The sequence below is a fragment of the Blastococcus sp. TF02-8 genome (assembly GCF_003319175.1).
Lineage (GTDB): Bacteria > Actinomycetota > Actinomycetes > Mycobacteriales > Geodermatophilaceae > Blastococcus.
The window spans coordinates 12,583-38,541 of the sequence record NZ_QOHK01000012.1; the positions used below are offsets into that span (position 1 = coordinate 12,583).

General features: G+C 74.0%; 28 protein-coding genes. 16 read left to right on the forward strand and 12 right to left on the reverse strand.

What is annotated here, in order from left to right:
- Positions 1–4: 4 nt before the first annotated feature.
- The 3 genes from DQ237_RS17700 to DQ237_RS17710 all read right to left on the reverse strand — a co-directional run bounded on the left by DQ237_RS17700 (position 5) and on the right by DQ237_RS17710 (position 2,096).
- Positions 5–787, reverse strand: coding sequence for an META domain-containing protein (locus tag DQ237_RS17700; protein WP_113801467.1), 783 nt, complete (start codon positions 785–787; stop codon positions 5–7).
- A 96-nt stretch (positions 788–883) separates the two neighbouring features.
- Positions 884–1,171 (reverse strand): hypothetical protein, encoded by a 288-nt coding sequence (locus tag DQ237_RS17705; protein ID WP_113801468.1) that lies wholly within the window; start codon positions 1,169–1,171, stop codon positions 884–886.
- A complete protein-coding gene (locus tag DQ237_RS17710) occupies positions 1,164–2,096 on the reverse strand; it encodes a PspC domain-containing protein (protein ID WP_113801469.1) in 933 nt (310 codons plus the stop codon). The genes DQ237_RS17705 and DQ237_RS17710 overlap by 8 nt, the downstream gene beginning before the upstream one ends.
- 124 nt (positions 2,097–2,220) lie before the next feature.
- Here DQ237_RS17710 and DQ237_RS17715 point away from each other — a divergent pair, with 124 nt between their 5' ends.
- Together DQ237_RS17715 and DQ237_RS17720 are read left to right on the forward strand one after the other, a co-directional pair.
- Complete coding sequence (locus tag DQ237_RS17715; protein ID WP_113801530.1) at positions 2,221–3,402, forward strand: ATP-binding protein; 1,182 nt, start codon at positions 2,221–2,223, stop codon at positions 3,400–3,402.
- Positions 3,399–4,052, forward strand: a complete 654-nt coding sequence (locus DQ237_RS17720; protein WP_113801470.1) for a response regulator transcription factor — start codon at positions 3,399–3,401, stop codon at positions 4,050–4,052. The genes DQ237_RS17715 and DQ237_RS17720 overlap by 4 nt, the downstream gene beginning before the upstream one ends.
- Here the strand turns inward: DQ237_RS17720 and DQ237_RS17725 are convergent, their stop codons facing one another.
- From DQ237_RS17725 to DQ237_RS17740, 4 genes are read right to left on the reverse strand one after another with little or no spacing between them, the layout of a single operon-like run.
- The gene (locus DQ237_RS17725) at positions 4,053–4,349 is read right to left on the reverse strand and encodes a hypothetical protein (RefSeq protein WP_113801471.1); all 297 of its coding nucleotides are present in this window, start codon (positions 4,347–4,349) and stop codon (positions 4,053–4,055) included.
- Positions 4,350–4,362: 13 nt separating this feature from the next.
- Positions 4,363–5,097, reverse strand: a complete 735-nt coding sequence (locus tag DQ237_RS17730) for a PIG-L deacetylase family protein (protein ID WP_113801472.1) — start codon at positions 5,095–5,097, stop codon at positions 4,363–4,365.
- Positions 5,094–5,996 (reverse strand): RNA polymerase sigma-70 factor, encoded by a 903-nt coding sequence (locus DQ237_RS17735; RefSeq protein ID WP_113801473.1) that lies wholly within the window; start codon positions 5,994–5,996, stop codon positions 5,094–5,096. Before DQ237_RS17735 ends, DQ237_RS17730 begins: the two co-directional genes overlap by 4 nt.
- Positions 5,993–6,541 (reverse strand): carboxymuconolactone decarboxylase family protein, encoded by a 549-nt coding sequence (locus DQ237_RS17740; RefSeq protein WP_113801474.1) that lies wholly within the window; start codon positions 6,539–6,541, stop codon positions 5,993–5,995. The genes DQ237_RS17735 and DQ237_RS17740 overlap by 4 nt, the downstream gene beginning before the upstream one ends.
- A 108-nt stretch (positions 6,542–6,649) precedes the next feature.
- On the opposite strand from DQ237_RS17740, the gene DQ237_RS17745 reads away from it, so the two are divergent.
- Positions 6,650–6,943: a hypothetical protein gene (locus DQ237_RS17745; protein ID WP_113801475.1), complete on the forward strand. Its 294-nt coding sequence runs from the start codon at positions 6,650–6,652 to the stop codon at positions 6,941–6,943.
- A gap of 1 nt (position 6,944) precedes the next feature.
- Here the strand turns inward: DQ237_RS17745 and DQ237_RS17750 are convergent, their stop codons facing one another.
- Positions 6,945–7,220, reverse strand: a complete 276-nt coding sequence (locus tag DQ237_RS17750; RefSeq protein ID WP_113801476.1) for a chorismate mutase — start codon at positions 7,218–7,220, stop codon at positions 6,945–6,947.
- Between the two features lie 214 nt (positions 7,221–7,434).
- Here DQ237_RS17750 and pcrA point away from each other — a divergent pair, with 214 nt between their 5' ends.
- Positions 7,435–9,747, forward strand: a complete 2,313-nt coding sequence (pcrA, locus tag DQ237_RS17755) for a DNA helicase PcrA (RefSeq protein ID WP_113801477.1) — start codon at positions 7,435–7,437, stop codon at positions 9,745–9,747.
- 111 nt (positions 9,748–9,858) lie between these two features.
- Here the strand turns inward: pcrA and DQ237_RS17760 are convergent, their stop codons facing one another.
- Together DQ237_RS17760 and DQ237_RS17765 are read right to left on the reverse strand one after the other, a co-directional pair.
- A complete protein-coding gene (locus DQ237_RS17760; RefSeq protein WP_113801478.1) occupies positions 9,859–10,686 on the reverse strand; it encodes a M23 family metallopeptidase in 828 nt (275 codons plus the stop codon).
- A 212-nt stretch (positions 10,687–10,898) separates the two neighbouring features.
- The gene (locus DQ237_RS17765; RefSeq protein WP_113801479.1) at positions 10,899–11,792 is read right to left on the reverse strand and encodes a triacylglycerol lipase; all 894 of its coding nucleotides are present in this window, start codon (positions 11,790–11,792) and stop codon (positions 10,899–10,901) included.
- A 183-nt stretch (positions 11,793–11,975) separates the two neighbouring features.
- Between DQ237_RS17765 and DQ237_RS17770 the strand changes: the two genes are divergently transcribed.
- Entirely contained in the window at positions 11,976–12,992 is a 1,017-nt protein-coding gene (locus DQ237_RS17770; RefSeq protein WP_240619713.1) for a hypothetical protein, read from the forward strand.
- Positions 12,993–13,047: 55 nt separating this feature from the next.
- Positions 13,048–13,458 carry a cobalamin B12-binding domain-containing protein gene (locus tag DQ237_RS17775; RefSeq protein WP_205730274.1) on the forward strand — a complete coding sequence of 137 codons (411 nt, stop codon included), beginning with the start codon at positions 13,048–13,050 and terminating at the stop codon, positions 13,456–13,458.
- A 12-nt stretch (positions 13,459–13,470) separates the two neighbouring features.
- Here DQ237_RS17775 and DQ237_RS17780 read toward each other — a convergent pair whose 3' ends face one another.
- A complete protein-coding gene (locus DQ237_RS17780) occupies positions 13,471–15,423 on the reverse strand; it encodes a CocE/NonD family hydrolase (protein ID WP_166509670.1) in 1,953 nt (650 codons plus the stop codon).
- A 148-nt stretch (positions 15,424–15,571) separates the two neighbouring features.
- On the opposite strand from DQ237_RS17780, the gene sucC reads away from it, so the two are divergent.
- The 7 genes from sucC (at position 15,572) to DQ237_RS17815 (ending at position 23,136) form a co-directional block, all read left to right on the forward strand.
- Positions 15,572–16,732, forward strand: a complete 1,161-nt coding sequence (gene sucC / locus DQ237_RS17785) for an ADP-forming succinate--CoA ligase subunit beta (RefSeq protein ID WP_113801533.1) — start codon at positions 15,572–15,574, stop codon at positions 16,730–16,732.
- A 30-nt stretch (positions 16,733–16,762) separates the two neighbouring features.
- Positions 16,763–17,641: a succinate--CoA ligase subunit alpha gene (sucD, locus tag DQ237_RS17790; RefSeq protein WP_113801481.1), complete on the forward strand. Its 879-nt coding sequence runs from the start codon at positions 16,763–16,765 to the stop codon at positions 17,639–17,641.
- Positions 17,642–17,806: 165 nt separating this feature from the next.
- Complete coding sequence (locus DQ237_RS19980; protein ID WP_205730275.1) at positions 17,807–18,934, forward strand: DUF5336 domain-containing protein; 1,128 nt, start codon at positions 17,807–17,809, stop codon at positions 18,932–18,934.
- A gap of 74 nt (positions 18,935–19,008) precedes the next feature.
- A complete protein-coding gene (locus tag DQ237_RS17800) occupies positions 19,009–20,205 on the forward strand; it encodes a DUF6350 family protein (protein WP_113801482.1) in 1,197 nt (398 codons plus the stop codon).
- 47 nt (positions 20,206–20,252) lie between these two features.
- Positions 20,253–20,858 carry a phosphoribosylglycinamide formyltransferase gene (gene purN, locus DQ237_RS17805; protein WP_240619714.1) on the forward strand — a complete coding sequence of 202 codons (606 nt, stop codon included), beginning with the start codon at positions 20,253–20,255 and terminating at the stop codon, positions 20,856–20,858.
- The gene (gene purH / locus DQ237_RS17810; protein ID WP_113801484.1) at positions 20,855–22,408 is read left to right on the forward strand and encodes a bifunctional phosphoribosylaminoimidazolecarboxamide formyltransferase/IMP cyclohydrolase; all 1,554 of its coding nucleotides are present in this window, start codon (positions 20,855–20,857) and stop codon (positions 22,406–22,408) included. The genes purN and purH overlap by 4 nt, the downstream gene beginning before the upstream one ends.
- A gap of 206 nt (positions 22,409–22,614) precedes the next feature.
- Positions 22,615–23,136, forward strand: a complete 522-nt coding sequence (locus tag DQ237_RS17815; protein ID WP_240619715.1) for a pentapeptide repeat-containing protein — start codon at positions 22,615–22,617, stop codon at positions 23,134–23,136.
- 3 nt (positions 23,137–23,139) lie between these two features.
- Here DQ237_RS17815 and DQ237_RS17820 read toward each other — a convergent pair whose 3' ends face one another.
- Positions 23,140–23,667, reverse strand: a complete 528-nt coding sequence (locus DQ237_RS17820; protein ID WP_240619716.1) for a hypothetical protein — start codon at positions 23,665–23,667, stop codon at positions 23,140–23,142.
- A 68-nt stretch (positions 23,668–23,735) separates the two neighbouring features.
- Between DQ237_RS17820 and DQ237_RS17825 the strand changes: the two genes are divergently transcribed.
- Genes DQ237_RS17825 through mdh form a run of 3 tightly spaced genes read left to right on the forward strand, consistent with a single transcriptional unit; the run spans position 23,736 to position 25,883 of the window.
- Entirely contained in the window at positions 23,736–24,590 is an 855-nt protein-coding gene (locus DQ237_RS17825; RefSeq protein ID WP_113801486.1) for a bifunctional methylenetetrahydrofolate dehydrogenase/methenyltetrahydrofolate cyclohydrolase, read from the forward strand.
- Positions 24,587–24,886 (forward strand): DUF3017 domain-containing protein, encoded by a 300-nt coding sequence (locus tag DQ237_RS17830; RefSeq protein ID WP_113801487.1) that lies wholly within the window; start codon positions 24,587–24,589, stop codon positions 24,884–24,886. Before DQ237_RS17825 ends, DQ237_RS17830 begins: the two co-directional genes overlap by 4 nt.
- Positions 24,887–24,929: 43 nt before the next feature.
- Positions 24,930–25,883 carry a malate dehydrogenase gene (gene mdh, locus DQ237_RS17835; RefSeq protein ID WP_113801488.1) on the forward strand — a complete coding sequence of 318 codons (954 nt, stop codon included), beginning with the start codon at positions 24,930–24,932 and terminating at the stop codon, positions 25,881–25,883.
- Positions 25,884–25,959: the final 76 nt, after the last annotated feature.

Sequence of the window (25,959 nt, forward strand, 5' to 3'; positions counted from 1 at the left end):
GCGTTCAGCCGGTCGTGAACTGCAACCCCGCCCCGCCGGGGGCGGTCAGGCTCAGGTGGTCGCGGGCGATCCGCACGGCGCCGCCCTGCCGGAGCACCTCGAGCACCTGGGCGTCCTGCTCGGCGGCCTCCGGTGCGCACTCGCCGTCAGCGATGACGTCGGCGGTCACCAGGCGCTCGTCGACCACCTGCCAGGTGCCGTGCACCGGCCGACACCCCGTCGTCCCCTCGAGGGTGCCGTCCGCCCGGAGGTCGAGCTCCGCGGTCTGCCGCGGCGACGACGACATCGATCCGTCGACCAGCGCGTTGAGCTGCCAGCGACCCGTCAGGTCGACGTCGACCACCGGCGGGCGCGGGACCAGGCGGACCTCGACCTCCCCGCCACGGATCACCAGCCGCTCGGCCTCGCGTGCCAGCCGGACGTCGTCGGCGTTGAGAGCGGCCAGGTAGGTCCCCTCGGCCATGGCGACCTCGGGCGTGCAGCCGATGAGCGTGGAGGCCAGGTCCTCGACCACCAGCCGGTCACCCTCGATCCGGTAGTCCTGCGCTCCGAAGCCGTTGCAGAAGGCGGTTCCGCTCAGCCGGTCGTCCAGGGTGAGCGATCCGTCGACGCCGTCGGGGATCGGCACGACCTCGCCGTCCCGGCGCAGCTCGGTGACCACCCACTCGCCGCGGACGTCGCCCGGTCCCGGGCCCGGCTCGGGGCGCAGCGGCGCCTGGCCCGTCACGCCACCTCCGCAACCGGCGACGGCGAGCACCGCCACGAGGAGCAGCGCGATCCGCGTCATGCACCGCAGACGTGCGGCGGCACCGGAGAGTTCCGGACGGCGACGGGGCCCGGGGAGCGATCGCTCCCCGGGCCCCGTCCGGCCTCCGCGTCAGGATCAGCTGCGGTGGCGAGCCCTCCGCAGCTCTTGGACCAGGAGCGCCAGGCCGGCTCCGATCACCAGGATCCAGATCAGGCCGCCGCCGGTGAGGAAGGCCAGGTCCACGCCGGCCAGCGCCGCGACGGCGAGCAGGACGAACAGCAGACCGGGCACCAGGGCGACCAGGTCCACGCCGCGCTGCGGAGGGGGCTCGGGCCGGTCCTCGGTGGCGAGGGACTGCACCTCCTGCCACTGGCGCTCCTGCCAGCCGGTGGGCGTGGTCGGGAACTCGCTGTAGTCAGCCACGGGACACCTCCACCTCGCCGACACCCGTGTGGATGTCGATCTCGAACTCGGGGTCCCCGTCGTCGGACCAGGACTCGCGGCCGGTGCCGGGGTACAGCCGCGGCCCGGCGTCGCTCTCGCCGAAGACGTCGATGTCGCCCAGGCCGTTCATGACCTCGACCCGCACGTCCGCGGAGCGCGGCACGACCACCTCCACGTTGCCCATGCCGTGCTGGACCGTGACCTGCAGCGCATCGCGCAGGCGGTCGAGCGGCACGTCGGACAGGTCGACGGTGAGGTCACCGACCCCGCCCCGGTACTCGGACCTGACGTCGGCCACCGAGGCCGGGTGGAAGGTGCGGTCGCCGAAGTCCCCGTGGGGCGGCCACGGTTCGGCGACGGCGACCACCACCGCGACGGACAGGGCCGCGCCCAGCGCGATCAGCCCGCCGCGCGCCCGGCGGCCACCGGTGAACGCCGCGGCGACGAGCCCGCCGCCCACCAGCAGCAGTGCCGACGCCAGGACCGTGCGGGCGTCCGGGGACCAGTCGGTGTAGCGGGCGGTCAGCGCGACGGCGCCGAGCACGATGAGCAGGGCAGCGACCGTGATGCCCGGGACGGGGGAGCGCGGCTCGGCCGGACGGCGAGGGGCGCCTGCCGGCGCGCCGCTCGCGGGCCCGTCCGGACCGGCGGGCAGGAGCACCCACAGCAGCAGGTAGACGAGGATGCCGGATCCGGCGGCGAGGGTCAGGGCGACGAAGCCGACCCGCCAGAGCAGGGCGTCGATGCCGGTGTACTCGGCCAGGCCGCCGTTGACACCACCGAGCACCTTGTCGGTGCGGCTGCGACGCAGCTGCGGACGGCCGGGGACCCCGGGCGGCGGCGGGGGCTGCCAGGCCGGCGGCTCCACCGTGGGCGGTGGGGGAGGAGGGGCTGCGGAGGTCATGGCAGCAAGCGTGCCGACGCCGGCGCCCCCTGACCATCAGGGAACCCCCGGACCGGACCCTGGTTCCTCTTCCGGGGTGATCACCGGTGTCGGACGGCGTCGTCCCGGTGCGACGATCGACACCGTGACCACGTCCCTCGCCGCGCCGCCACGCCCGCCGCTGGCGCGACCCCGCTCCGGCCGGGTCGTCTCGGGCGTGGCCGCCGGCGTGGCGGCGCACCTGCGGCAGGACCCCGTCGTGGTGCGCGTCGCCTTCGCGCTGCTGTCGGTCACCGGGATCGGCGTCGTCGTCTACGGCCTGCTGTGGCTGACCATGCCGGTGGCAGCCCCGGGGGAGGACCCCTCTCCCGCTGCCGCCGCATGGCGCCCGGCGGGGCCCGCGCAGTGGATCGCCACGGCGGTCCTCGGACTGGTCGCCGTCTCGTTGCTCGGCGAGCTCACGAAGTGGACCAGCAGCGACGTCGTCCTGCCACTGCTGCTCGTCGGCGCCGGCCTCGCCGTCATCTGGCGTCAGCTGGACACCGACCGCACCCTCGCCGTGCGCGGCGCCCGCTGGGCGCTCGCCGGAGGGGTCGCGCTCGCCGGTGGCGGCCTGTTCATCCTGCTGGCCACCACCGGCCAGCTGGCCAATGCGCGCAACGGCTTCGCCGCGACCCTGGTGATCCTCACCGGGATCGTGCTGGCGACCGCCCCGCTGTGGCGGCGGCTGCTCGACTCACGCGCCGAGGAGCGCGCGGCGCGCATCCGGTCGGAGGAGCGGGCCGCGGTCGCGGCGCACCTGCACGACTCGGTGCTGCAGACGCTCGCGCTCATCCAGCGCAATGCCGACGAGCCGCAGGCGGTGAGCCGGCTGGCCCGCAGCCAGGAGCGCGAGCTGCGGGCGTGGCTCTACGACCCGGCCGCCGTGCGCGAGGGCGGTACCTGGGCGGGGCTCGTGGCGGGGATGGTCGCGGAGGTCGAGGGCGACCACGCGTTCACCGTCGATCCGGTGGTCGTCGGCGACGCACCGGTCGACGACGCCCTGGCCGCCCTCGGCGCGGCCACCCGCGAAGCACTGGTCAACGCGGCCAAGCACTCCGGCGCCGACTCCGCCGACCTCTACACCGAGGTCACGGCCCAGCAGGTGTCGGTCTTCGTCCGTGACCGGGGGAAGGGCTTCGACCCCGAGACGGTGCCCGACGACCGCCGGGGGCTGCGGGACTCCGTGCACGGCCGGCTGACCCGGTTCGGTGGCACGGCCACGGTGCGCTCGGCGGCGGGCGAGGGCACCGAGGTGGAGCTGACCCTGCCGAGGAGTTCCTCATGAGCCCGCGGGTGTTCCTGGTCGACGACCACGCGATGGTGCGGGCGGGGGTGCGCGCCGAGCTGGGCGACGCCGTCGACGTCGTCGGGGAGGCCGCCGACGTCCCGTCCGCGGTCGAGGGCATCCGCGCCACGCGGCCCGACGTCGTGCTGCTCGACGTGCACCTGCCCGGCGGCGACGGCCGGACCGTGCTGGAGACGCTGCGCGGCGAGCTGCCCGACGTCCGCTGGCTGGCGCTGTCGGTCTCCGACGCGGCCGAGGACGTCATCGCCGTCATCCGCGCCGGCGCCCGCGGCTACGTGACCAAGACGATCTCCGGCCCGGATCTGCTCGACGCCGTGCACCGGGTGGCCGAGGGCGACGTCGTCTTCAGCCCGCGCCTGGCCGGGTTCGTGCTCGACGCGTTCTCCGCCGGTGCCGGCACGCCCGTGCCCGCCGAGGAGTCGGTCGACCCGGGCCTGGACCTGCTCAGCGCCCGCGAGCGGGAGGTGATGCAGCTGCTGGCCCGCGGCTACACCTACCGGGAGATCGGCTCGCGGCTGTTCATCTCGGTCAAGACGGTGGAGTCGCACGCCTCGAACGTGCTCCGCAAGCTGCAGCTGTCCAACCGCAACGAGCTCACCCGGTGGGCGGCCACCAACCGGCTGCTCTGATCAGCCGGCGACGAACGCCCGGGCCTCCTCGACCAGCGGCACCGGGTCCCCGGAGCCGGTGAGCACCACCCAGCCGTTCATCGGCCGCCCCTCCATCGGCTCGAACCGGGCGCCCTCGCCCGCCTCGACCAGCGCGGTCAGCCGGGGCGGCGGCAGCTTCAGCACCAGCTGCCCGTGCCACCGGATCGCGAAGAAGCGCCGCCCCGTGCGCAGCCCCTGCGAGCCGAACATGTGGCCGCGCGTGACGTCCGCGTCGGCGAACCGCTCGACCAGGTCCTCCCAGCGGTCGTCGTCCATGCCGCGCAGCAGATCACCCGGTGTGCACCACGTGGAAGGCCTCCGCGTACCGGCCGCCGGGCAGGCCGAACCGCTGCGCGGTCTGCCCCATCCAGGCGCGCACGAACTCGTCGAGGTCGGCCATGTGGCTCACCTGCGTGACGTGCCGGCGCAGCGCCGCCATCTTCTGATCGACGACGTCGGTGACGTCGACGGCGTGGTCGGCGCGCGGGCTGGCGCCCAGCCACACCTCCGAGACCGTCCAGGCCTCCAGGCCCTCGTCGGCCAGCAGCTCGGGGAAGGCGAACGGGTTGCGCGCGTCGGGGTAGACCGCGCGCAGCGTCGACTCGCCCACGGTCATGTGGTCGGGGTGGCTGGCGCCGATCCGCTCCCAGAAGCGCTCCGGCGAGCTGGTCAGCACCCGCTGCGGGCGCACCTGCCGGATGACCCGGCTGATGTCACGGCGCAGGTCCAGCGTCAGCTCCAGCCGGCCGTCGGGGTAGCCGAGGAAGCGGACGTCGGTGACCCCGACCTCCGCCGCGGCGGCCCGCTGCTCGGCCTGCCGCAGCGGGCCCATCTGCTCGCGGGGGGTGTCGTCGAAGCCGCCCGCGTCGCCGTCGGTGACGATCAGGTAGGTCACCTCGGTGCCGGCCGCCGTCCAGGTCGCGACGGTGCCCGCGCTGCCGAAGTCGACGTCGTCGGGGTGGGCCAGCACGCACAGGACGCGCTCGACGTGCTCGGCGGGGTGCTGCGGGAGGGGTCCGGTCACCCGCGCGAGCCTATGCCCGCCAGTTTGTCGGGGTTGCGGACCAGCAGGATCTGCTCGACCCGGCCGCCGACGACGACGAGCGACATGGCCAGCATCGGCTCCCCGTCGGTCCATGCCACGATGCCCGGGTCGCCGTTGACCTCGGCCACCTCGATGCGCAGACCGGGCAGGGCCATCCCCTGCGCGGCCACACCGAGCGCGAACCGGGCGACCTTGTCGGCGCCGGTGATCGGCCGCAGCGCCGCCTTCGCCTTGCCCCCGCCGTCGCTGACCAGGACGACGTCGGGGGAGAGGGCGGCCAGGAGGGCTTCGAGGTCCCCGCCCGCGCACGCGGCGACGAAGCGCTCGGTGACCTCCTGCTGTGTGCGCTGGTCGGTGTCGAACCGGGGACGTCGGGCCTGCACGTGCTCCCGCGCCCGGTGGGCCATCTGCCGGACGGCGGGCTCCGTGCGGCCGAGCGCGGCCGCCACCTCCGCCACGGACATGCCGAAGACCTCGCGCAGCACGAAGACCGCACGCTCGGCGGGGGAGAGGGTCTCCAGCACGACCAGCATCGCCAGCGACACCCGCTCGCCGGTCTCCGCCGCCTCGGAGGGGTCGGCCGGGCCGGGGGCGGCGGCGACGGTGCCGGCACCGGTGAGGATCGGCTCCGGCAGCCACGGGCCCACGTAGGTCTCCCGCCGCGCCCGGGCCGAGCCCAGCCGGTCCAGCGCGAGCCGCGAGGTGATCTGCACGAGGTAGGCGCGGGGTTCGGCGACGTCCCGACGATCGGCGGCCGACCAGCGCAGCCAGGTGTCCTGGACGACGTCCTCGGCATCGGCCACGCTGCCCAGCATCTGGTAGGCCACCGAGAACAGCAGCCCGCGGTGTCGGTCGAACGGGTCGGGGCCCTCGCTCACGCCGGGATCTCGCAGCGGTCCCGGAACCCCTGGCTGGTCAGGCCCAGGGCGCTGTTGAAACGCGACCGCGAGTTCTCCACGGAGATCATCATCGTCAGCTCGACCAGCTCCGCGTCGTCCAGGTGCAGCCGGAGACGGGCGACCATCTCGTCGGTCACCTGCAGGGGCGTCGCCGTCATCGCCTCGGCGTAGGCCATGACCTGCCGCTCGAGGTCGGAGTAGACGTCGCTGTCGCGCCAGCGGGGGACGTCGCGCAGCTTGGCCGGGTCCACCCCACGCTCCGCGGACTCCCAGTAGCCGAAGTCCATGCACCACGAGCAGCCGATGGTGGCCGCGGAGCTCATGACGGCCAGCGCCTTGAGCGTGGGGTCCAGGCGGTCCCACCGGGCCAGGGACAGTTCGTGGCGCAGGTACGTGCGCAGCACCTGGCCGTTGTGCGCGAGGGCGGCGCCGGGGTCCAGGACCGCCCCGAAGCGGCGGCGGGAGTACCACTCGGTCAGCCGGACGGTCAGCGTGCGGGGCGGGTCGAGCGGGATGCGGGTCATCGTCGGTTCCTCTCTGCGGTGCGGATGCGCATGGAGACGACGCAGCGGCCCGGGACGTGACACGGGGGTGGGGACGGCGGGCCCGCGGCACTGCCGCAGACTCCTCTCGTGCCCTCGTTCACCCTCTCGCTCGCGCTGCGCTCCTCCGCTCCGCTGGACGACGACGCCGTCGACCGCATCCGTGCCGCCGTACGCCCCGACGACCCGGAGCTCCGGGTGTGGCGGGAGCCGGACCGGGCGGTGCTGCACGTGGCGACCGAGTGCACGGCCGTGACCCTCGACGCCGCACTCGACCTGGGCATGGACCTCGCCGACGAGGTCGACGAGGCCTGTCCGGGGCGGGTGTTCGAGGTCGCCGCGATGGGCGACGAGGACTCCCAGGTCTGGCGCAGCGGCCCCTAGCTCACAGCGCCCCGCGGCCCTGGCGGAGCAGCAGCATCCCCAGTGCCGCCCCGTCGGCACCCAGCGCCTCGCGGAAGCGGGCGAGCACCTGCTGCTCGCGGGCGAGGTTGAGCCGGGTGCCCCCGGTGGACCGGCGGAGCTCGCCGATCTCGTGGGAGACGGCCAGCCGGCGACGGACGAGCTCGATGATCTCGGCGTCGCAGGCGTCGATCCGGTCGCGCAGCTCGGCGATGCGGTCGGTGGCGGAGCCGGTGACGGCGACGGGCGCGGTGCTCATGAGGAGTCCTCCGAGGTGGGAGGCCCGGGACCCCTGGAACGAGAAACGCCCCGGGCTCTCGGGCCCGGGGCGTCTGTTGCGGCGTGTGCTCAGCCAGCGGTGACGGACACCGGATCCCGGTGGCCGTAGAAAAACCTGACGGTGGCGAGCACGGGTCGGAGTCTGCCACAGGGCCTCCGGAACCGTCACCCGTCCGGCCTACAGTGGCTTCGTCATGAGCAGCAGCATCCAGCAGTCCCTGCCCGGTACCGCCGCACTGCAGCGTTCCGCCCCCGGCTCGCTCGGCCGGGAGCTGGACCGGATGCTCGCCGGCCTGAACGGCCCCCAGCGCGACGCCGTCGTCCACGAGGGTGGCCCGCTGCTCATCGTCGCCGGTGCCGGGTCGGGCAAGACGCGCGTGCTCACCCACCGGATCGCGTACCTGCTAAGCGCCCGCGGGGTGCAGCCGGGGGAGATCCTCGCGATCACGTTCACCAACAAGGCCGCCGGCGAGATGAAGGACCGGGTCGCCTCGCTGGTCGGGCCGCGCGCCCGGTCGATGTGGGTGTCGACCTTCCACTCGATGTGCGTGCGCATCCTGCGGGCAGAGGCGGCCAAGCTGGGCCTGAAGTCGTCGTTCACGATCTACGACCAGGGTGACTCGGTGCGCCTCATGACGATGGTGGCGCGCGACCTCGACCTCGACGCGAAGCGCTTCCCGGGGCGCAGCCTCGCCGCGCAGGTGTCGAACCTGAAGAACGAGCTGGTCGACGAGGAGGAGTTCAGCCCCCAGACGGCGCCGGAGAAGGTGCTCAAGGAGGCCTACACGCTCTACCAGCGGCGGCTGCGCGAGGCGCACGCCATGGACTTCGACGACCTGATCATGAACACCGCGCACCTGCTGCAGGCGTTCCCCGACGTCGCCGAGCACTACCGCCGCCGGTTCCGGCACGTCCTCGTCGACGAGTACCAGGACACCAACCACGCCCAGTACGTGCTGATCCGCGAGCTGGTGGGGCCCGAGGGTGGGCCCGTCCCGCCCGCCGAGCTGTGCGTCGTGGGTGACGCCGACCAGTCGATCTACGCCTTCCGCGGCGCCACGATCCGCAACATCGACGAGTTCGAGCGGGACTACCCGCAGGCGACGACGATCCTGCTCGAGCAGAACTACCGCTCCACCCAGCGGATCCTCAAGGCCGCGAACACGGTGATCGCGAAGAACACCAGCCGCCGCCCGAAGAACCTGTGGACCGACTCCGGCGACGGCGACCTCATCGAGGGCTACGTCGCCGACAACGAGCACGACGAGGCCGCCTGGGTCGCCGAGCAGATCGACAAGCTGGTCGACGCCGGTGACGCCAGACCTGCGGACATCGCGGTCTTCTACCGCACGAACAACGCCTCGCGTGTGTTCGAAGAGGTCTTCATCCGGGTCGGCATGCCCTACAAGGTCGTCGGCGGCGTCCGGTTCTACGAGCGCAAGGAGGTCCGCGACGCGCTGGCCTACCTGAAGCTGGTGGCCAACCCGGCCGACGTCGTCAGCCTGCGCCGGATCATCAACGTGCCCAAGCGCGGTATCGGCGACAAGGCCGAGTCCTGCATCGAGTCCTTCGCCGACCGGGAGCGCATCGCGTTCGGGTCGGCGCTGCGGCGCTGCGCGGAGGTGCCGGACCTCGCCACGCGCTCGCTCAAGGCGCTCCAGGAGTTCGTCGCGCTGCTCGAGGAGTTCGAGCAGCTGGTCGAGACCGGCTCCGGCCCGGCCGCGCTCCTGGAGAGCATCCTGGACCGCACCGGTTACCTCGCCGAGCTGCAGGCGAGCACCGACCCGCAGGACGAGGGCCGCGTCGACAACCTCAACGAGCTCATCTCGGTGGCCGCGGAGTTCGAGGCCGCCAACCCCGAGGGCACGGTCACCGACTTCCTCGAGCAGGTCTCGCTGGTCGCCGACGCCGACCAGATCCCGGGTCCCGGGGGACCCGGGGAGGACACAGCGGGCGTGGTCACGATGATGACGCTGCACACCGCCAAGGGCCTGGAGTTCCCCACGGTCTTCCTCACCGGCATGGAGGACGGCGTCTTCCCGCACCTGCGCGCGCTCGGTGACCCGCGCGAGCTGGAGGAGGAGCGCCGGCTGGCCTACGTGGGCATCACCCGCGCCCGCCAGCGGCTGTTCATCTCCCGCGCCACCGTGCGCACCAGCTGGGGGCAGCCGGCCTACAACCCGCCGTCCCGGTTCCTCGACGAGATCCCGGCGGAGACCATCCACTGGGAGCGGCTGGACCCGGCGCCCGCGCCCTCGACCGGCTACCGGTCGGCGCAGACGCGGGTCGCGGCCACCGGTCTGTCGACCGGCGGGCTGCGGGGTGGCGTCGGCAACCGGCAGGTGATCTCGGTGGAGGTCGGCGACCGGGTCAGCCACGACGCGTTCGGGCTCGGCACCGTGGTGGAGGTGACCGGCGTCGGCGACAAGGCCCAGGCGACGGTCGACTTCGGCTCCGGCGGCACCAAGCGCCTCGTGCTCCGCTACGCGCCGCTGGTCAAGCTCTGACACCGTCGTCCTCCGGACGACACCGCGGCCAGGAGACGTTCCCCGGCTGGGTCGAGCAGCTGCATCACGCCTGCGCGGGCCCCTCCGGGGCCCGCTCGGCGCGACAGGGCCTCAGAGACCGACGCCGTGCTCGGCGAGGTACTTCGCGGGGTCCGTGGGCCGGCCGTCCATGCCGCCGCGGTGGATCTCGTAGTGCAGGTGCGGACCGGTGGACTGGCCCTCGTTGCCGACCTTGGCGATCTGGTCGCCGGCGGTGACGATGTCGCCGGCCTTCACGTTGTAGTAGCGCATGTGGCCGTAGATGTGGACGTTGCCGTCCGCGTCCTGGATGTAGACGGCGTTGCCGTAGCCCGAGGCCCGGCCGGCCTTGACGACGACGCCGTCGGTGGCGGCCACGATCGGCGTGCCCAGCGGGGCGGCCAGGTCCAGGCCGTAGTGCATGGAGCCCCACCGCATGCAGAAGCAGGTGGTGAGCGTCCCGTGGACGGGGAGCACGGTCTTGGGCTGGCGGGCGGCGCGGGAGGCGGCGAGCTCGTCGAGCCGGGCCTGGGCCTCGGCCTCGGAGATGCCGCGCCGGGCGTCGGCGCCTTCGAGCCCGCCGGCGAAGCTGACCTCGGTGCTCTCGCCCAGGCCGTAGTCCGAGGCGGTGGCCGAGACGGCGGGTGCGTCGCCGAAGGTGGCGGGCACGCCGGCCACCACGGCGCCGGCCACGAGCGCGGCGAACCAGAGGGGGGCGCGGCGGCCGGGTGGGTGGGGGAGACGGCGACCGGCGAGGAGACGCCCCAGCAGGGAGGGCTCGGCGGTCGCGGTCACCTTCTCGTCCCGGGAGTCGTGGACGGCGGACCGGCGGGCGGCCAGCGCGCGGATCACGGCGGACGACTGCTTCGGGACGTCGTCGGTCGCCGGGCGCTCCAGCACCTGTGCACTGCTGCGAGACACGGCGAACCTTCCGGAGTGCGTGGCCGGCGAGCGCCTGGAAGCGTTCGTCGGGGGAGCGACGACGGCGAGGACGCCGGGGGAGGCGTCCACCGGTGTCCACCGGCGCCGTGACCGAACCGTAACGATCCGTTAGGACGCGTCCAAGTACCGAACGCTGCGTGTCGCGATGTATGCGAATCGTGAAGTCGACTCGTCCACTCCGCGGGCCGTCGTCAGGCGACGGCAGCGATGCGGTGGGTCGGCCCGGCCGGCGCACGGAGGCCGGCGAGCGTCGCGGCCACCTCGTCGAGGACGCCGCGGTGGATGGGCAGCGACATGTGCCCGACGCCTCGGAAGAGCACGTTCCGGGCGCCCAGGTCGGGGTGGTCGCAGCGACCGGAGTGGGTGGGCAGCACCATCTGGTCGAGGTCGCTGTACACGGCGGTGATCCGCGTGCGGCAGCTCGCGACCGGCTCGTCCAGCTCGCGGAGCACGGGTGACCCCGGGCGCAGCTGACGGACCAGCGGGGTGGGCACCACGTGGGCCAGGACCGACCCCTGGTGCGGCGTGCCGAGGGTGACCAGCGAGTCCACGTGCCGGTCGCCGCCCTGGCGCTGCACGTGGTAGCGGGCGATCAGGCCACCCATGCTGTGCCCGACGACGTGGACCCGGTCGTGGCCGGTCTGCTCGCAGATGCGCTCGATGTGCTCGCCGAGGTCGGTCGCCGCCCGGGTGATGTCGTCGAGGAAGGGGCTGTAGTTCCAGGAGCACACATGGGCGAAGCCGCGCCGGCGCAGGTTGCGCCGCATCACCGAGAACACCGACCGGTTGTCGATCAGCCCGTGGACGAGCAGGACGGGGACGCGCGCGGCCAGCGGGTCGCCGGCGAACAGGGCCCGGACGGCGGGCGGCTGCTCACCGGTGCGCCGCCGCGAGTCGGGCCGCAGCGCCTCCACCCGGGTGCCCAGCGGGTACATGAGCACGTGTGCACCGACCCAGGCCAGCTCGGTCAGCCCGCCGGTCAGCGTGCTCGGCGAACAGAGTCCGCGCAGGCCCCGTGGCGTCGCCTCGCCCCGCCGGTCCGTGTGCGACTCTGGACCGGAGACCGGACCGATCGATGACCGCATCGCCTGCTCCCCCCGTCAGTGCTGCCGGCGGAGCGCGGGCCCGTGCCGTCCCGCCGGCGGCGGTGCACGTGCAGTGCTCCGTTCACCCGACGGTAATGCCTGCGTGTGGTGGGCGTCACATCCCTGGCGCGCTTCTCTCGTCGATCGTGGCCTGTTCGTGACCGAGCCAGCCGAGGGAGAACCGTGTCCGCCCGCGACGCCCGCCCCGGGACCGACCGCACCCGAGCGACCGCCCGACGCGGGACGGCGCCCGCGTCACCCGGTTCGCCGCCCGCCAGCGGGGACCGGCTGATCGTGGGCACGGTGCCGCCGCTGGTCCCGGTGACCGGGCTCCTGCTCCTGCTGTCCGGACTGGCCGGCGCCCTCGCCGTCGTCCCCGCCTACCTGACCGTCGACGGCCAGGAGCTCCGTCAGGTGCGGGGGCTCGGCAGTGCACTCGTGGCGCTGCTGGTCCCTGTCGTCCAGGCGGCGGTGGGGACGACGTTGCTGCGCCGCCGGGTCCCGAAGTTCGGGCTCGCGTACGCGGGAGTCGCCGGCGCGCTGGGGGTCGGGCAGCTGCTGATCGAGGCGTACCGCGGGGTCAGCTCGACGTCCCGGCCGGGAGTCGAGGTGCTGGCCGGCGAGGTGGTCCTGACCAGCGGTATCGAGATCGGTGCCGGCTGGGTGCTGGGCGTGGTGGCCCTGCTGCTCACCGTCGCCGCCGCCGTCACCGGGACGGCCGCCTGGGGCCGCACCGTGATGGAGGACCGCGGCCCGCTGGACCCCGTGCGCTCCTCGCTCGCCGGAGCCACCGTGCTGCTGGGGGTGGCCACGGTCATCTGCCTCACCGTCCCGGCCGCCGACGTCCCGGACCAGCTGCGCACCGACCCCGCCACGGGCATGCAGACGGTCGTGGCCCAGGAGGGGCCGCAGGCCCTGCTCGAGCGCCCCGGCCTGGCGCTGCTGGGCGGCCTGCTCCTCGCAGGGGCGCTCCTGCTCTGTTCCGTGGTGGTGCCCTCGCTGCGCCCCCGGCTGGCCCTCGTCGGCGGTCTCCTGGCCCTGACCGTCACCGTCCTGGCCGCGGGCCTGGGCGGGCTCGAGGACGCGGCGTCCTCCGACGGGCTGGAGTGGACGGTCGCCGGGATCGGGCTGCTGGCGCTGGGGCCGGCCTACGTGCTCCTCACCCTCGGCGCGTGGCGCGCCCGTCGCTCGGGGGGCTGACCCCCCGAGGTGGGGACGGTGTCGCCGGAGCCGTCGCGGTCCTAAGCTCCGGCACGTGGTGGACGAACGCATCCGGGTGGTCATCGCCAAGCCGGGCCTCGACGGGCACGACCGCGGCGCCAAGGTGGTCGCGCGAGCGCTGCGCGACGCCGGCATGGAGGTCGTCTACACCGGCCTGCACCAGACCCCCGAGCAGATCGTGGAGACCGTGGTGCAGGAGGACGCCGACGCCGTCGGCCTGTCGGTGCTCTCCGGCGCCCACATGACCCTCTTCGCCCGGCTCGCCGAGTTGATGCGCGAGCGCGGGATCGACGACGTCGTCGTCTTCGGCGGCGGCATCATCCCGGAGGAGGACGTCCCCGAGCTCCGGCGGCTCGGCGTCGAAGGGGTCTTCACCCCGGGCGCGACCACGACCGAGATCGTGGACTGGGTGCGCACCCACGTGGGCGCCCCCGCCGGGGCCTGAGCCCCGCATCCCTCAGACGACCGGCACGGTCAGCTTCTGCACCGACCCGGGGCCGGTGACCAGGCTGACCGGCTGGGGGAGCGTCGCGCCGCGGTAGGCGAGATCGCCGCCGGCCAGCACGACGGCGAGCTGGTGCCCGGCCTCGAAGCGGTGCACGATCCCCGGCAGCTCGATGGTCACCGGCTTGGTGACGTCGGTGACGCGCACCGGCGAGATGAGCCGGTGCGGCAGCTCGACGGTCTTCCCGTCCGGGCCGATGTCGTAGACCTTCGCGTAGGCGACCAGCTGCCCCACCGGACCGCCGCGCTGCGTGACCGCGACCGCGGGCGAGGTCAGCTGCACGGTCAGCCGGGGGGAGCCGACGACGTCCATGGGGGCGCTCAGCCTGGCGCTGGAGAAACGGATCGCGGTGCCGGCCGGGTCGGTGACCGGTCCGCTCTGGTCGAGGAACGAGGTCTCGGTGTAGTTGGGCCCGATCGGCGCGACGCCGGAGTAGGAGCTGACACCGGGCTGCACCTGGCCGGGATCGGTCACCAGCGCGCCGTCGGCGAGCGGGGTGCTGGTGCCGGAGAGGTAGAAGCTCCGGTCCGAGCCCACCGGGTAGCTGCTCGTGCGCGCGTACGCGGCGGCCGGGCCCTCGTCGGCGAGCCAGTCGCGGTAGTAGGAGAAGGTCGGCGCGGGCTTCGGCCCCTGGCCGCGGACGTAGTGGTCCAGCCACGCCAGCGCCTGCTTGCCGAGGTAGGTGCTCTCCGGGTTGCTCAGATCCATCTCTCCGGGGGCCGGTGTCGAGTCGCTGTGCCCGAAGGACTGCCAGACGAGGGAGACGTCGGTCTGCTTCTTCAGCGCCGTGTAGGTGGCCACCGACTCCTGCAGGTTGAACAGCGTGTCGGCCTGCCCCTGCATCAGCAGCGTGGGCACCCGGACCTGGCCCATGTAGCTCGCCACCGAGTTCGACCGCAGGAAGGCGATGGAGGCCTGGCTGGGGTACCCCTGCACCGCCACCTCGGCGAGCGCACGGCACACCTCGGGCTCGAAGTTCACGCAGGTCCGCTGCGTGAACGCCTGCCAGCGCGCGGGGTCGGCCAGGGCCTGCAGGTCCTGCACCCCGCTGATGGCACCAAGCGCGGTGAACAGCGCGGCCCACTGGTACTTGAAGACGCCGGTCCCCGTGGAGCTGACCGACCCCGCGGCGGCGGTGCTCCCGGGGAGGGCGCTGTTCTCCGGGGCGAGGGAGTAGGCGAGGTCGTTCCAGGTGATCGTGGGGACGATCGCGTCCAGCCGGTCGGTGCCCCAGCGGCGCTCGGCGGCCGCGGTCGCGAACTGGATCTGGCCGCCGTAGGAGCCCCCGAGCATGCCGACCTGCGGGTCGTAGGTGGGGGCGGTCTTCTTCTCCTGCCCCTTGCCGTTGCCGTTGCCGTTGCCGTTGCCGTTGCCCTTGCCGTTGCCGTTGCCCTTGCCCTTGCCGTTCCCGGTGGCCGCGGCGGCGGCGTCCTCGCGCACGACCTGGTCGACGACCACGCGCTGCTTCGTCCGGTCGTCGATCGCCACGACCGAGGGGTCCCCGCCGAGGAAGCGCAGCATCTGGCTGGCCGCCGCCCCGTCGTGCTCGACGTCGTCCAGGGTGATGGGGCAGAGATCGCCGTCGACGAAGCCGAGGCCGGTGTAGGAGAGGGTGACGTAGCCCTGCCGCCCGAAGCCCTGGGCCAGCCCGGCCTGGTCGGTCTTGTCGCCGCCGAAGCCGTTGGTCACCAGCAGCGCGGGGGCCGGGTGGGCGGCGTCGACCCCGCGCGGGACGTAGAGGTCGGCATCGACCCTGCAGGTCCGCTTCTCCGGCCCCAGCCCGGTCACCGTGATGGTCAGGTCCCGCGGCACGATCGGCTCGGCGGCGGAGGCGTGCGGGACGAGGCCGGCGATCCCTCCGGCGGCCAGCGCGGAGGTGAGCAGGGCGGTCGCGGTGCGGCGCACGAGGGCTCCTCGGGTCGATGGCGCGCGGTGGTCCGGTCCCGTTCCTGGTGCGAACGGGTGAGGAAGCGTGTGATGCGCCCCACGCCGGACCCATCTCCTCAACGCCCGGGGCAGCGGTTCGGTTACGGGCGGGCTACGGTGCCTGTTCGTGGATCTCTTCGAGTACCAGGCCCGTGACCTGTTGGCCTCGCACGGCGTCCCCGTGCTTCCCGGCGGCGTGGCGGAGACGCCCGAGCAGGCGGAGGCGATCGCCCGCGAGATCGGGCAGCAGGTCGTCGTCAAGGCGCAGGTGAAGGTCGGCGGTCGCGGCAAGGCCGGCGGCGTCAAGCTGGCTGCCGACGCCGACGAGGCGCGCGCCCGCGCCCAGGACATCCTCGGTCTGGACATCAAGGGGCACATCACCCACAAGGTGATGGTCGCCCAGGCGTCCGACATCGCCGAGGAGTACTACTTCTCCTACCTGCTCGACCGGTCGAACCGGACCTTCCTGGCCATGGCCTCGAAGGAGGGCGGCATGGAGATCGAGCAGCTCGCCGTCGAGCGCCCCGAGGCGCTGGCCCGCATCCCCGTCGACGCCTCCGTGGGGGTCGACGCGCAGAAGGCCGCCGAGATCGTCGACGCCGCGAACTTCCCCGCCGAGGTGCGTGACCAGGTCATCGCGATCGCCGTCCAGCTGTGGGACGTCTTCTCCAAGGAGGACGCCACCCTGGTCGAGGTGAACCCGCTGGCCAAGGCGCCCGACGGCACCGTCCTCGCGCTCGACGCCAAGATCACCCTCGACGAGAACGCCGGCTTCCGGCACACCGAGCACGCCGCTCTCGAGGACGTCGCCGCCGCCGACCCGCTCGAGGCGCGCGCCAAGGAGAAGGACCTCAACTACGTCAAGCTGCAGGGCGAGGTCGGGATCATCGGCAACGGTGCCGGCCTGGTCATGAGCACCCTCGACGTCGTCGCCTACGCCGGTGAGGAGTTCGGTGGCGTCAAGCCGGCCAACTTCCTCGACATCGGTGGCGGCGCCTCGGCCGAGGTCATGGCCAACGGTCTGGAGATCATCCTCTCCGACCCCGACGTCAAGAGCGTGTTCGTCAACGTCTTCGGTGGCATCACCGCCTGCGACGCCGTCGCCAACGGCATCGTCTCCGCGCTGAGCATCCTCGGCGACGAGGCCACCAAGCCCCTGGTCGTCCGTCTCGACGGCAACAACGTCGAGGAGGGCCGGCGGATCCTCGCCGAGGCCAACCACCCGCTGGTGACCGTGGTCGACACGATGGACGGCGCCGCGCGCCGGGCCGCCGAGCTCGCCGCCTGATCGCCCCGACTCCGGACTAGGACACAGCAGATGTCGATCTTCCTCAACGAGAACAGCAAGGTCATCGTCCAGGGCATGACCGGCTCCGAGGGCAGCAAGCACACGCAGCGCATGCTCGCCTCCGGTACCGCCATCGTCGGTGGCGTGAACCCCCGCAAGGCCGGCACCAGCGTCGACTTCGACGGCGCCAGCGTCCCGGTGTTCGGCGGTGTCGCCGAGGCCATGAAGGAGACCGGCGCCGACGTCAGCGTCATCTTCGTGCCGCCGCCGTTCGCCAAGGCCGCCGTGATCGAGGCCGTCGACGCCCAGATCGGGCTCGCGGTCGTCATCACCGAGGGCATCCCGGTGCACGACTCGACCTACTTCTGGGCGCACGCCCAGGGTGGCTCGACCCGCATCATCGGCCCGAACTGCCCCGGCCTGATCAGCCCCGGGCGCTCGAACGCCGGCATCATCCCGGCCAACATCACCAAGCAGGGCAAGATCGGCCTGGTGTCGAAGTCGGGCACGCTGACCTACCAGATGATGTACGAGCTCCGGGACATCGGTTTCTCCACCGCCATCGGCATCGGCGGCGACCCGGTCATCGGCACCACGCACATCGATGCCCTCCAGGCGTTCCAGGACGACCCGGAGACCGAGGCCATCGTGATGATCGGTGAGATCGGTGGCGACGCCGAGGAGCGTGCCGCGGACTTCATCAAGGCCAACGTCACCAAGCCGGTCGTCGGCTACGTCGCGGGCTTCACCGCGCCCGAGGGCAAGACGATGGGCCACGCCGGTGCGATCGTGTCCGGCTCGGCCGGCACCGCCCAGGCCAAGCAGGAGGCCCTCGAGGCCGCCGGTGTGCGCGTGGGCAAGACCCCGTCGGAGACGGCGAAGCTCATGCGGGAGATCGTCGGCGCCTGAGCAAGGACCACCTTCCCGTACCCCGCCGCTGCCCGGTACCCCGTCTCGGGGTGCCGGGCAGCGTCGTTCCCGCGCGGATCGGGACGACGCGCCGCCTCCTGCGTTGCGTCCCGCCAGCGGACGCCGTCACGATCATGGGGACACGTCCCGTCCGGAGGAGAGCCTGTGACCGCCAGTCAGCCCCCGCACCCGCCCGAGGGCGGGCCACCCCCGTCCGGCGGACAGCCGACGCAGGGGCCGGAGGCGCACGGCTCCTCCGCGGCCGGCGCGGCGGGTCCGGGGCAGGTCGGCCGACCCGACGGCGGCGCTCCGCAGGTCCCGCCGCATGTCGGCCAGCCGCTGTACGGGCAGGCTCCCCAGCAGCCCTACGCCCAGCCGTACGCCGGCCAGCCCTACGGCCAGCCGGGCCCGCAGTACCCCGGACAGCCCCCCTACTACGGTCAGCCGCCGTTCGCCGGCACCCAGCCGTACCAGGGGCAGCCGCAGTACCCGGGCCAGCCGCAGTACCCGGGCCAGCCGCAGTACCCGGGCCAGCCGCAGTACCCGGGCCAGCCCTACTACGGACAGCAGCCCTTCCCGGGGCAGCCGTACGGCCGGCCCGGCTACCCGCCCCAGTACGCACAGCCGCCGTACGGGTCGCCGAACCCGTACCGCCGCCCGCCCGGCACGGGCGCCGAGTTCTCCGTCGACCTCACGCGCGTGGGCCGGCTCGACTGGGTCGTGGCCGGGCTCGCGGGGCTGTTCCTCCTGGTCGGCTTCCTGCCGTGGTGGCGCTTCGGCGACGAGACCTTCGGCGTGACCTTCAGCGGGCTGGAGGACTCGATGGTCGTCTCGGCCTTCGTCCTGTTCCTGCTGGCTGCCGCCTGGGCGGTACTGCCCGGCTTCGTGAAGGCCACGGTGACCTTCCCGAGAGCGGGCGTGACCGTCGGGCTGGCGGCGCTGGGACTGGTCCTCACGTTCTTCGCGTGGCTGGACACGCTGCGGTACGCCTTCTCCTTCTGGGCGCTGCTGGGCTTCCTCGTCGCCGCCGCCCTCACCGTCGTGGCCGGGCTGGCCCTGCGCCGGGACCTGCGCGAACGCCCCGCCCGCCCGAGCGCACCGGCGGGGCCGGGCTGGCCGGGGCACCCCGGGTACGGGCAGCAGCCGTACCCGCCGGCCCATCCCGCCCATCCCGCCCATCCCGCGCAGCCCCCGGCGGCCGCCCCGTGGCAGGCGCAGCCTCCGGGCCCGGCCGCTCCGCCGCAGGGCCCGCCGCCGGCTGCGGAGAGTGAGCGACCCCGCACGGACACCTGATCCCGGCAGGCTCCGGCGGGTCGCCCCGGCGCGTGCGCCGGGCATCGTCGGCGGCGGCTTGGAAGAGTGGGGGTGTGGTCGCCCTGCTCGCACGCTCGCCCTTCCGGCGGGACGACGGCCAGGCCGCGCGACCGGCTCCGGCCGTCGTCCTGACCGCCGTCGCAGCGGTCGCCGTCACGGTGGTCGGGCTGCTCGGTCTCGGCCTCGCGGTCGTCGTCGTGCAGACGCTCGACCCGGCCGGGGGCATGTCCACCGGCGCCTCGGCCGTCCTCGCCGCCAGGTTGTGGCTGCTCGCCCAGGGCGGCGAGCTGACGCTGTCGTCGGGCCCCCTGGTGCTGGCCCCCCTGCTGCTCACCCTGCTGCTGGCGCGGGGGCTGTCCTGGGCCGGGCGGGTCGCCGTCCGGACCCTGGACGACGACCCGGGCGGCGGTCGGGTGCTGCGGTCGGCCGCCGTCGTCGTCGCCCTGCACGTCGCGCTGACCGCGCTGGTCGCCCTCCTCGCCGGGGGCGACGGGGTGGGCGTCGGCTGGCTGCGTACCGCGCTCGGGCCGCTCGTGCTGGCCCTGCTGGGCGTCGGCTGGGGCGCCGGACGGGAGTCGGGGCTCCTGGACGCCGGCCTCGACCGGCTGCCCGGCGTGACCCGGCCGGTGCTGCGTGGCGTGGCAGCGGGCCTGCTCACGGCGGTGGCGCTCTCCTCCTGCGTGGTGGCGATCGCGCTGGCCAGCGATGCGTCCGGCTACGCCGCCGTGTCCGGGTCGCTCGGGGGCGCCGCGGCCGGAACGGTCGGGTTGCTGGGCCTGGGCGCGCTGCTGCTGCCCAACGCATCCCTCGCCGCCCTCGGGCTCGCTGCAGGGCCCGGGTTCCACGTCGGCGCGGGCACGCTCGTGTCCGTCCACGGGGTCACGCTCGGGCCGGTCCCGGCGCTCCCTCTGCTGGCCGCCCTGCCCGACACCCAGGCGGTGCCGCTGGTCGCGTTCGCCTCCCAGGTCGTGCCGGTCGTCGCGGGCCTGGTGGCGGGCAGGACGGTGGGCCGCTGGTTCGGGGACACCGACGGGGGCTCGGTGAGCGCGGGGCTCGCCGGCGTCCTGGCCGGCGGGGTGCTCGGGGTGGTCTCCGGGCTGCTCGTCTGGGTGGGTGGCGGCTCGCTGGGCGACGGGGCGCTGGCGGTCGTCGGCGCCCCTGCGGTGGCGACGGGCATCGCCGTCGCCGCGCAGAGCGGCATCGCGGCGGCCCTGGCCGCCGCCGTGACCCGATGGCGGGCCCTCGGCTAGCGGGGAGGCCCGCGGGTGCCTCCTGCACCCCGGCTAGTGTCGCCGTCGTGCCCGTCGACGAGCCTGCCCCGCGGGCACGCACCGTCGTCCTCCTGTCGGGCACCGGATCGCTGTGCGCCGCGCTGCTCGCCGCGACCGACGATCCCGGCTATCCCGCCGAGGTCGTCGCCGTCGGTGCCGACCGGGACGCGCCCGGGCTGGAGCACGCCCGCCGTCGCGACGTCCCGACCTTCGTCACGGCCCTGGGCGAGCACCCCGACCGCTCCACCTGGGACCGTGCGCTCGCCGAGCGGATCGCCGGCTTCGCGCCCGACCTGGTGGTATCGGCCGGCTTCATGAAGATCGTCGGACCGGCCGTTCTCGGCCGGTTCGAGGGCCGGCTGCTCAACACCCATCCGGCGCTGCTGCCGCTGTTCCCCGGCGCGCACGCGGTCAGGGACGCGCTGGCCGCCGGCGCCGCCGTGACCGGTTCCACGGTGCACCTGGTCGACGCCGGGGTGGACACCGGGCCGGTGCTGGCGCAGCGGGAGGTGCCGGTGCTGCCCGGCGACGACGAGGCGACCCTGCACGAGCGGATCAAGGACGTGGAGCGCGAGCTCCTGGTGGAGACGGTGGCGGCGTTCGTCACCCGGACGAGGAAGAGCCCCCGATGAGCGACCGCACTCCCATCCGTCGCGCCCTGCTGGGCGTCTACGACAAGACCGGCATCGAGGAGCTGGCCCGAGGGCTGGCCGCCGCCGGCGTCGAGCTGGTGAGCACCGGGGCGACCGCCCGCCGCATCGCCGAGGCAGGCGTACCGGTGACGCCGGTGGAGCAGGTGACCGGCTTCCCGGAGTGCCTCGACGGGCGGGTCAAGACGCTGCACCCGTCGGTGCACGCAGGGATCCTGGCCGACCGGCGCAAGCCCGAGCACGTGGCGCAGCTCCGGGAGCTGGACATCGCCGCCTTCGACCTCGTGGTGGTGAACCTCTACCCCTTCACCGAGACGGTGGCCTCCGGTGCCGCTCCCGAGGAGTGCGTCGAGCAGATCGACATCGGCGGTCCCGCGATGGTGCGGGCGGCGGCGAAGAACCACCCGTCGGTCGCCGTCGTGGTCGACCCCGCGAACTACGACGACGTCCTCGCCGCCGTCTCCGCCGGTGGCTTCACGCTGGCCGGGCGGCAGAAGCTGGCAGCCGCCGCGTTCCGGCACACCGCGAGCTACGACATCGCCGTCGCCTCCTGGATGGGCAGCGTGCTGGCGCCCGACGAGGGGGCGCCGTTCCCGTCCTGGGTCGGGGCGAGCTGGGAGCGCGCCGACGTCCTCCGCTACGGCGAGAACCCGCACCAGCAGGCGGCGCTGTACCGGGGTGGGGCGACGCCGGGGCTGGCGCACGCCGAGCAGCTCCACGGCAAGGCCATGTCCTACAACAACTACGTCGACACCGACGCCGCGTGGCGGGCGGCCCACGACCACGACGAGCCGACCGTGGCGATCATCAAGCACGCCAACCCGTGCGGGATCGCGGTCGGCGCCGACATCGCCGCCGCGCACCGCAAGGCGCACGCCTGCGACCCGCTGTCGGCGTTCGGTGGGGTCATCGCGGCCAACCGCGAGGTCGACCTCACGATGGCCGAGCAGGTCGCGGAGGTGTTCACCGAGGTCGTCGTGGCGCCCTCCTTCACCGACGACGCCCTGCGGGTGCTGACCGCCAAGAAGAACGTCCGGCTGCTGCGGCTCCCGCACCTGCCCTCGGGCGGCGCGGAGATCCGGCCGATCGGCGGGGGGCTGCTGATGCAGACGGTCGACCGCATCGACGCCGTGGGCGACGACCCGACCACGTGGACCCTGGCCACCGGTGAGCCGCTGGACGCCGCCGGCCTGGACGATCTCGTCTTCGCCTGGCGGGCGGTGCGGGCGGTCAAGAGCAACGCGATCCTGCTCGCCCACGACCGGGCGACCGTGGGCGTCGGCATGGGCCAGGTCAACCGGGTCGACTCCGCACGTCTGGCCGTGGCGCGGGCGGGGGAGCGGGCGGCCGGATCGGTCGCGGCCTCCGACGCGTTCTTCCCCTTCGCCGACGGCCTCCAGGTGCTGCTGGACGCCGGCGTGCGCGCTGTCGTGCAGCCGGGCGGGTCGGTGCGCGACGAGGAGGTCGTCGCCGCCGCCGCGGCCGCCGGAGTGCCGCTGTACCTGACCGGCACCCGCCACTTCGCCCACTGATGCGGCCGCGTCCCGGGTCCCGCCCTGAGCGTGCGAAGGGTGGGGAGGACGGGGTCCTTCGACCCCCCTCCGCTCGCAAGCCCGCGGCGCGTCCCCACACGGGGCCGAAGCCGCACGTCGGGCCGCCGGAGGCCGGCGCGGAGGTCGAGGGGGAGGACTTCGCGCGCGTCGACTGGTGGGGCGTCGAGCTCGACGGGGTCACGTTCGTGGACTGCCGGTTCGACGACGCCGGGCTGGAGGAGCTGGTCACCCGCCGCTGCGTCTTCGAGAACTGCGTGCTCACCGGCGTGCGCATGGCCGGAGCGCGGCACCTCGGGTCGGCGTTCCTCTCCTGCCGGTTCGACCGGGCGCGGCTCATCGACGTCACCTGGGACGGGTGCAAGCTCACCGGCTCGCACTTCCCGGGTGCCCACCTGCGGCCGATGACGGCGACCGAGTGCGACTGGAGCTTCACCTCGCTGCGGGGCGCCGACCTCTCCGGCCTCGACCTCTCCGGTCAGCGGTTCCGCGAGGCCGACCTCACCGACGCCGACCTGCGCGAGTGCGACCTGACCCGCGCGAACCTCGACCGCGCCCGGCTCCAGGGCACCAGGCTGCGCGGGGCCGACCTGCGCGGCGCCTCGACCGACGAGATCAACTGGCGGGCCTTCGAGCTCACCGGCGTGCGCCTCGACCTCGCCCAGGCGGTGCAGTTCACCCGCGCCCACGGCGCCCACGTCGGCGACTGAGCCTCAGGCCGTCCGGGGCGGGGTCAGCAGCGCCTTGAGTGCGCCGAGCAGCCCGAGGACGGCGACGGCGATCGCGCACCAGAAGCCGGTGTCGAAGAACCCGAGGTCGAGGCCGGCCGCGACCAGCGGCACCAGCACCGCCCACGCCACCAGGCCGCTGACGACCAGCGCGGCCGCACCACGGAGCCGGTGCGTCCGCGCGGGCAGGAGCACGAGCAGACCGAGCAGGAGGAGCAGCGCGCCGCCGAGCACGATGGCCAAGGGCTGCCACAGCCCGGTGTCGACGACGTCGCCGAGCCCCCGGAACCCGCGCCGCACCAGGTCCAGCCCCGTCCCGTCGTCGTCGGCCAGCCAGCGGAGCGGCAGGCTGACCCCCGCCGCCAGGCCGGCGAGCACGAGCAGGAGCCCGGCCACGGGGTCCGACCGCCGGAAGACGGGGGGCCGGCTGGACCAGGTCGGCGTCGCCGTGGCGCCGGCCGTGGTCGGATCGGGCATCTCCGTCGTCGCCGGTTCCTGCTCGCGCTCGGTCATCGGGCACCTCCGGTCGCGAGCCTAGGACCGCGACCCCGTCGCCGGGGCGCCTCCGGCACACTGTCGGCGTGACCGCGACGACTCTGGACGGCAAGGCCACCGCGGCGGCGATCCGCACCGAGCTCACCGAGCGGGTGGCAGCGCTCGCCGCGGCCGGGCACCGGCCGGGCCTGGGCACGCTGCTCGTCGGCGACGACCCGGGCAGCCGCTGGTACGTGAACGCCAAGCACTCCGACTGCGCGCAGGTCGGCATCGCCAGCATCCAGCGCGAGCTGCCGGCCGACGCCACCCAGCAGGACGTGCTCGACGTCGTCGCCGAGCTGAACGCCGACCCGGCGTGCACCGGGTACATCGTCCAGCTGCCCCTGCCGCAGCACATCGAGGAGTCCGCGGTCCTCGAGGCCATGGACCCGGCCAAGGACGCCGACGGGCTGCACCCGGTCAACCTGGGCCGGCTCTTCCTCGGCGTGCCCGGGCCACTGCCGTGCACCCCGGTCGGCATCGTCGAGCTGCTGCGCCGGTACGACGTCCCGCTCGCCGGCGCGGAAGTGGTCGTCATCGGCCGCGGCATCACCGTCGGACGACCGCTGGGCCTGCTCCTCACCCGGCGCAGCGAGAACGCGACGGTGACCCTGTGCCACACCGGCACCCGCGACCTGGCCGCGCACGTGCGCACCGCCGATGTCGTGGTCGCCGCAGCGGGTGTCCCTGGGCTGGTCACCGCCGGGATGGTCAAGCCGGGTGCCGCGGTGCTCGACGTGGGGGTCAGCCGTGTCGACGGGAAGATCGCCGGCGACGTCGCGGCCGACGTGGTCGAGGTCGCCGGCCACGTGGCGCCGAACCCCGGGGGAGTGGGCCCCATGACCCGGGCGATGCTGCTGCAGAACGTCGTCCTCGCCGCCGAGCAGGCAGCCTCGGCGTGACCCGCCCGCCGCTCTACGTCCGCCGGCCCTTCCTGGCCGGCCTGGTCCGCCAGGCGCCGCTGCTGGCGGTGCTGGTCGCGGTGGGTGTCGGGCTGCTCCTGGTCACCTTCGAGCACTGGCGGATCGGCCTCGTCGTCGTCGGGCTGGCGCTGGTCGGCGCCGCGCTGCTGCGGCTGCTGCTGCCGGTGCGGCGGGTCGGCTTCCTCGCGGTCCGCAGCCGGGCGGTCGACGTCGTCCTGCTCTCGGTCGCCGGACTGGTGCTGACCGGCTTCGCGCTGGCCATCCCCGGCGCGTGACCCGCGGCAGCGGGGGACGCCGGTGAGGGCTAGGTTGGCGGCCATGGCAGCGCAGCCCAGGAACGGCAAGGTCACCGTGGTCGGTGCCGGCTTCTACGGCTCCACCACCGCTCTCCGTCTCGCGGAGTACGACGTCTTCGAGACCGTCGTCCTCACCGACATCCTGGAGGGCAAGCCCGAGGGCCTGGCCCTCGACATGAACCAGTCCCGGCCCGTCGAGGGTTTCGAGACGAAGGTCGTCGGTGTCGGCGGCGGTTCCTACGAGGGCACCGAGGGGTCCGACGTCGTCGTCGTGACCGCGGGGCTGCCCCGCAAGCCCGGCATGAGCCGCATGGACCTCATCGAGACCAACGCGGGGATCGTCCGCCAGGTCTCGGAGAACATCGCGAAGACCTCGCCGGACGCCGTCGTCATCGTGGTCTCCAACCCGCTGGACGAGATGACCGCGCTGGCGCAGATCGCCACCGGCTCCCCGCACCACCGGGTCATGGGCCAGGCCGGGATGCTCGACACCGCCCGCTTCACCAACTTCGTGGCCGAGGAGTGCGGCGTGCCCGTCTCCTCGGTGCGCACGCTGACCCTGGGCTCGCACGGCGACACGATGGTGCCGGTGCCCTCGCGCTGCACCGTCGAGGGCAAGCCGCTGGCCGACGTGCTGCCCGCCGACCGGATCGAGCACCTCGTGCAGCGCACCCGCAACGGTGGCGCCGAGGTGGTCGCGCTGCTCAAGACCGGGTCGGCCTACTACGCTCCGTCCGCCGCGGCCGCCCGCATGGCGCGTGCGGTCATGGAGGACTCCGGCGCCGTGATGCCGGTGTGCACCTGGGTGGACGGCGAGTACGGCATCTCCGGGGTGTACCTGGGGGTGGAGGCCGAGATCGGCCGGGGCGGCGTGACGCGCGTCGTCGAGAGCAACCTGTCCGACGACGAGCTGGCGGGCCTGCGCGAGGCGGCCGAAGCGGTGCGCGCGAAGCAGGCCGACGTAGCCGACCTCTGAAGAAGGACCCCGCTGCCCCCCACCGCTCGCACGCTCGCGGCGGGCCCCTGCAGCGGGGCCACGACAGCAACAAGGA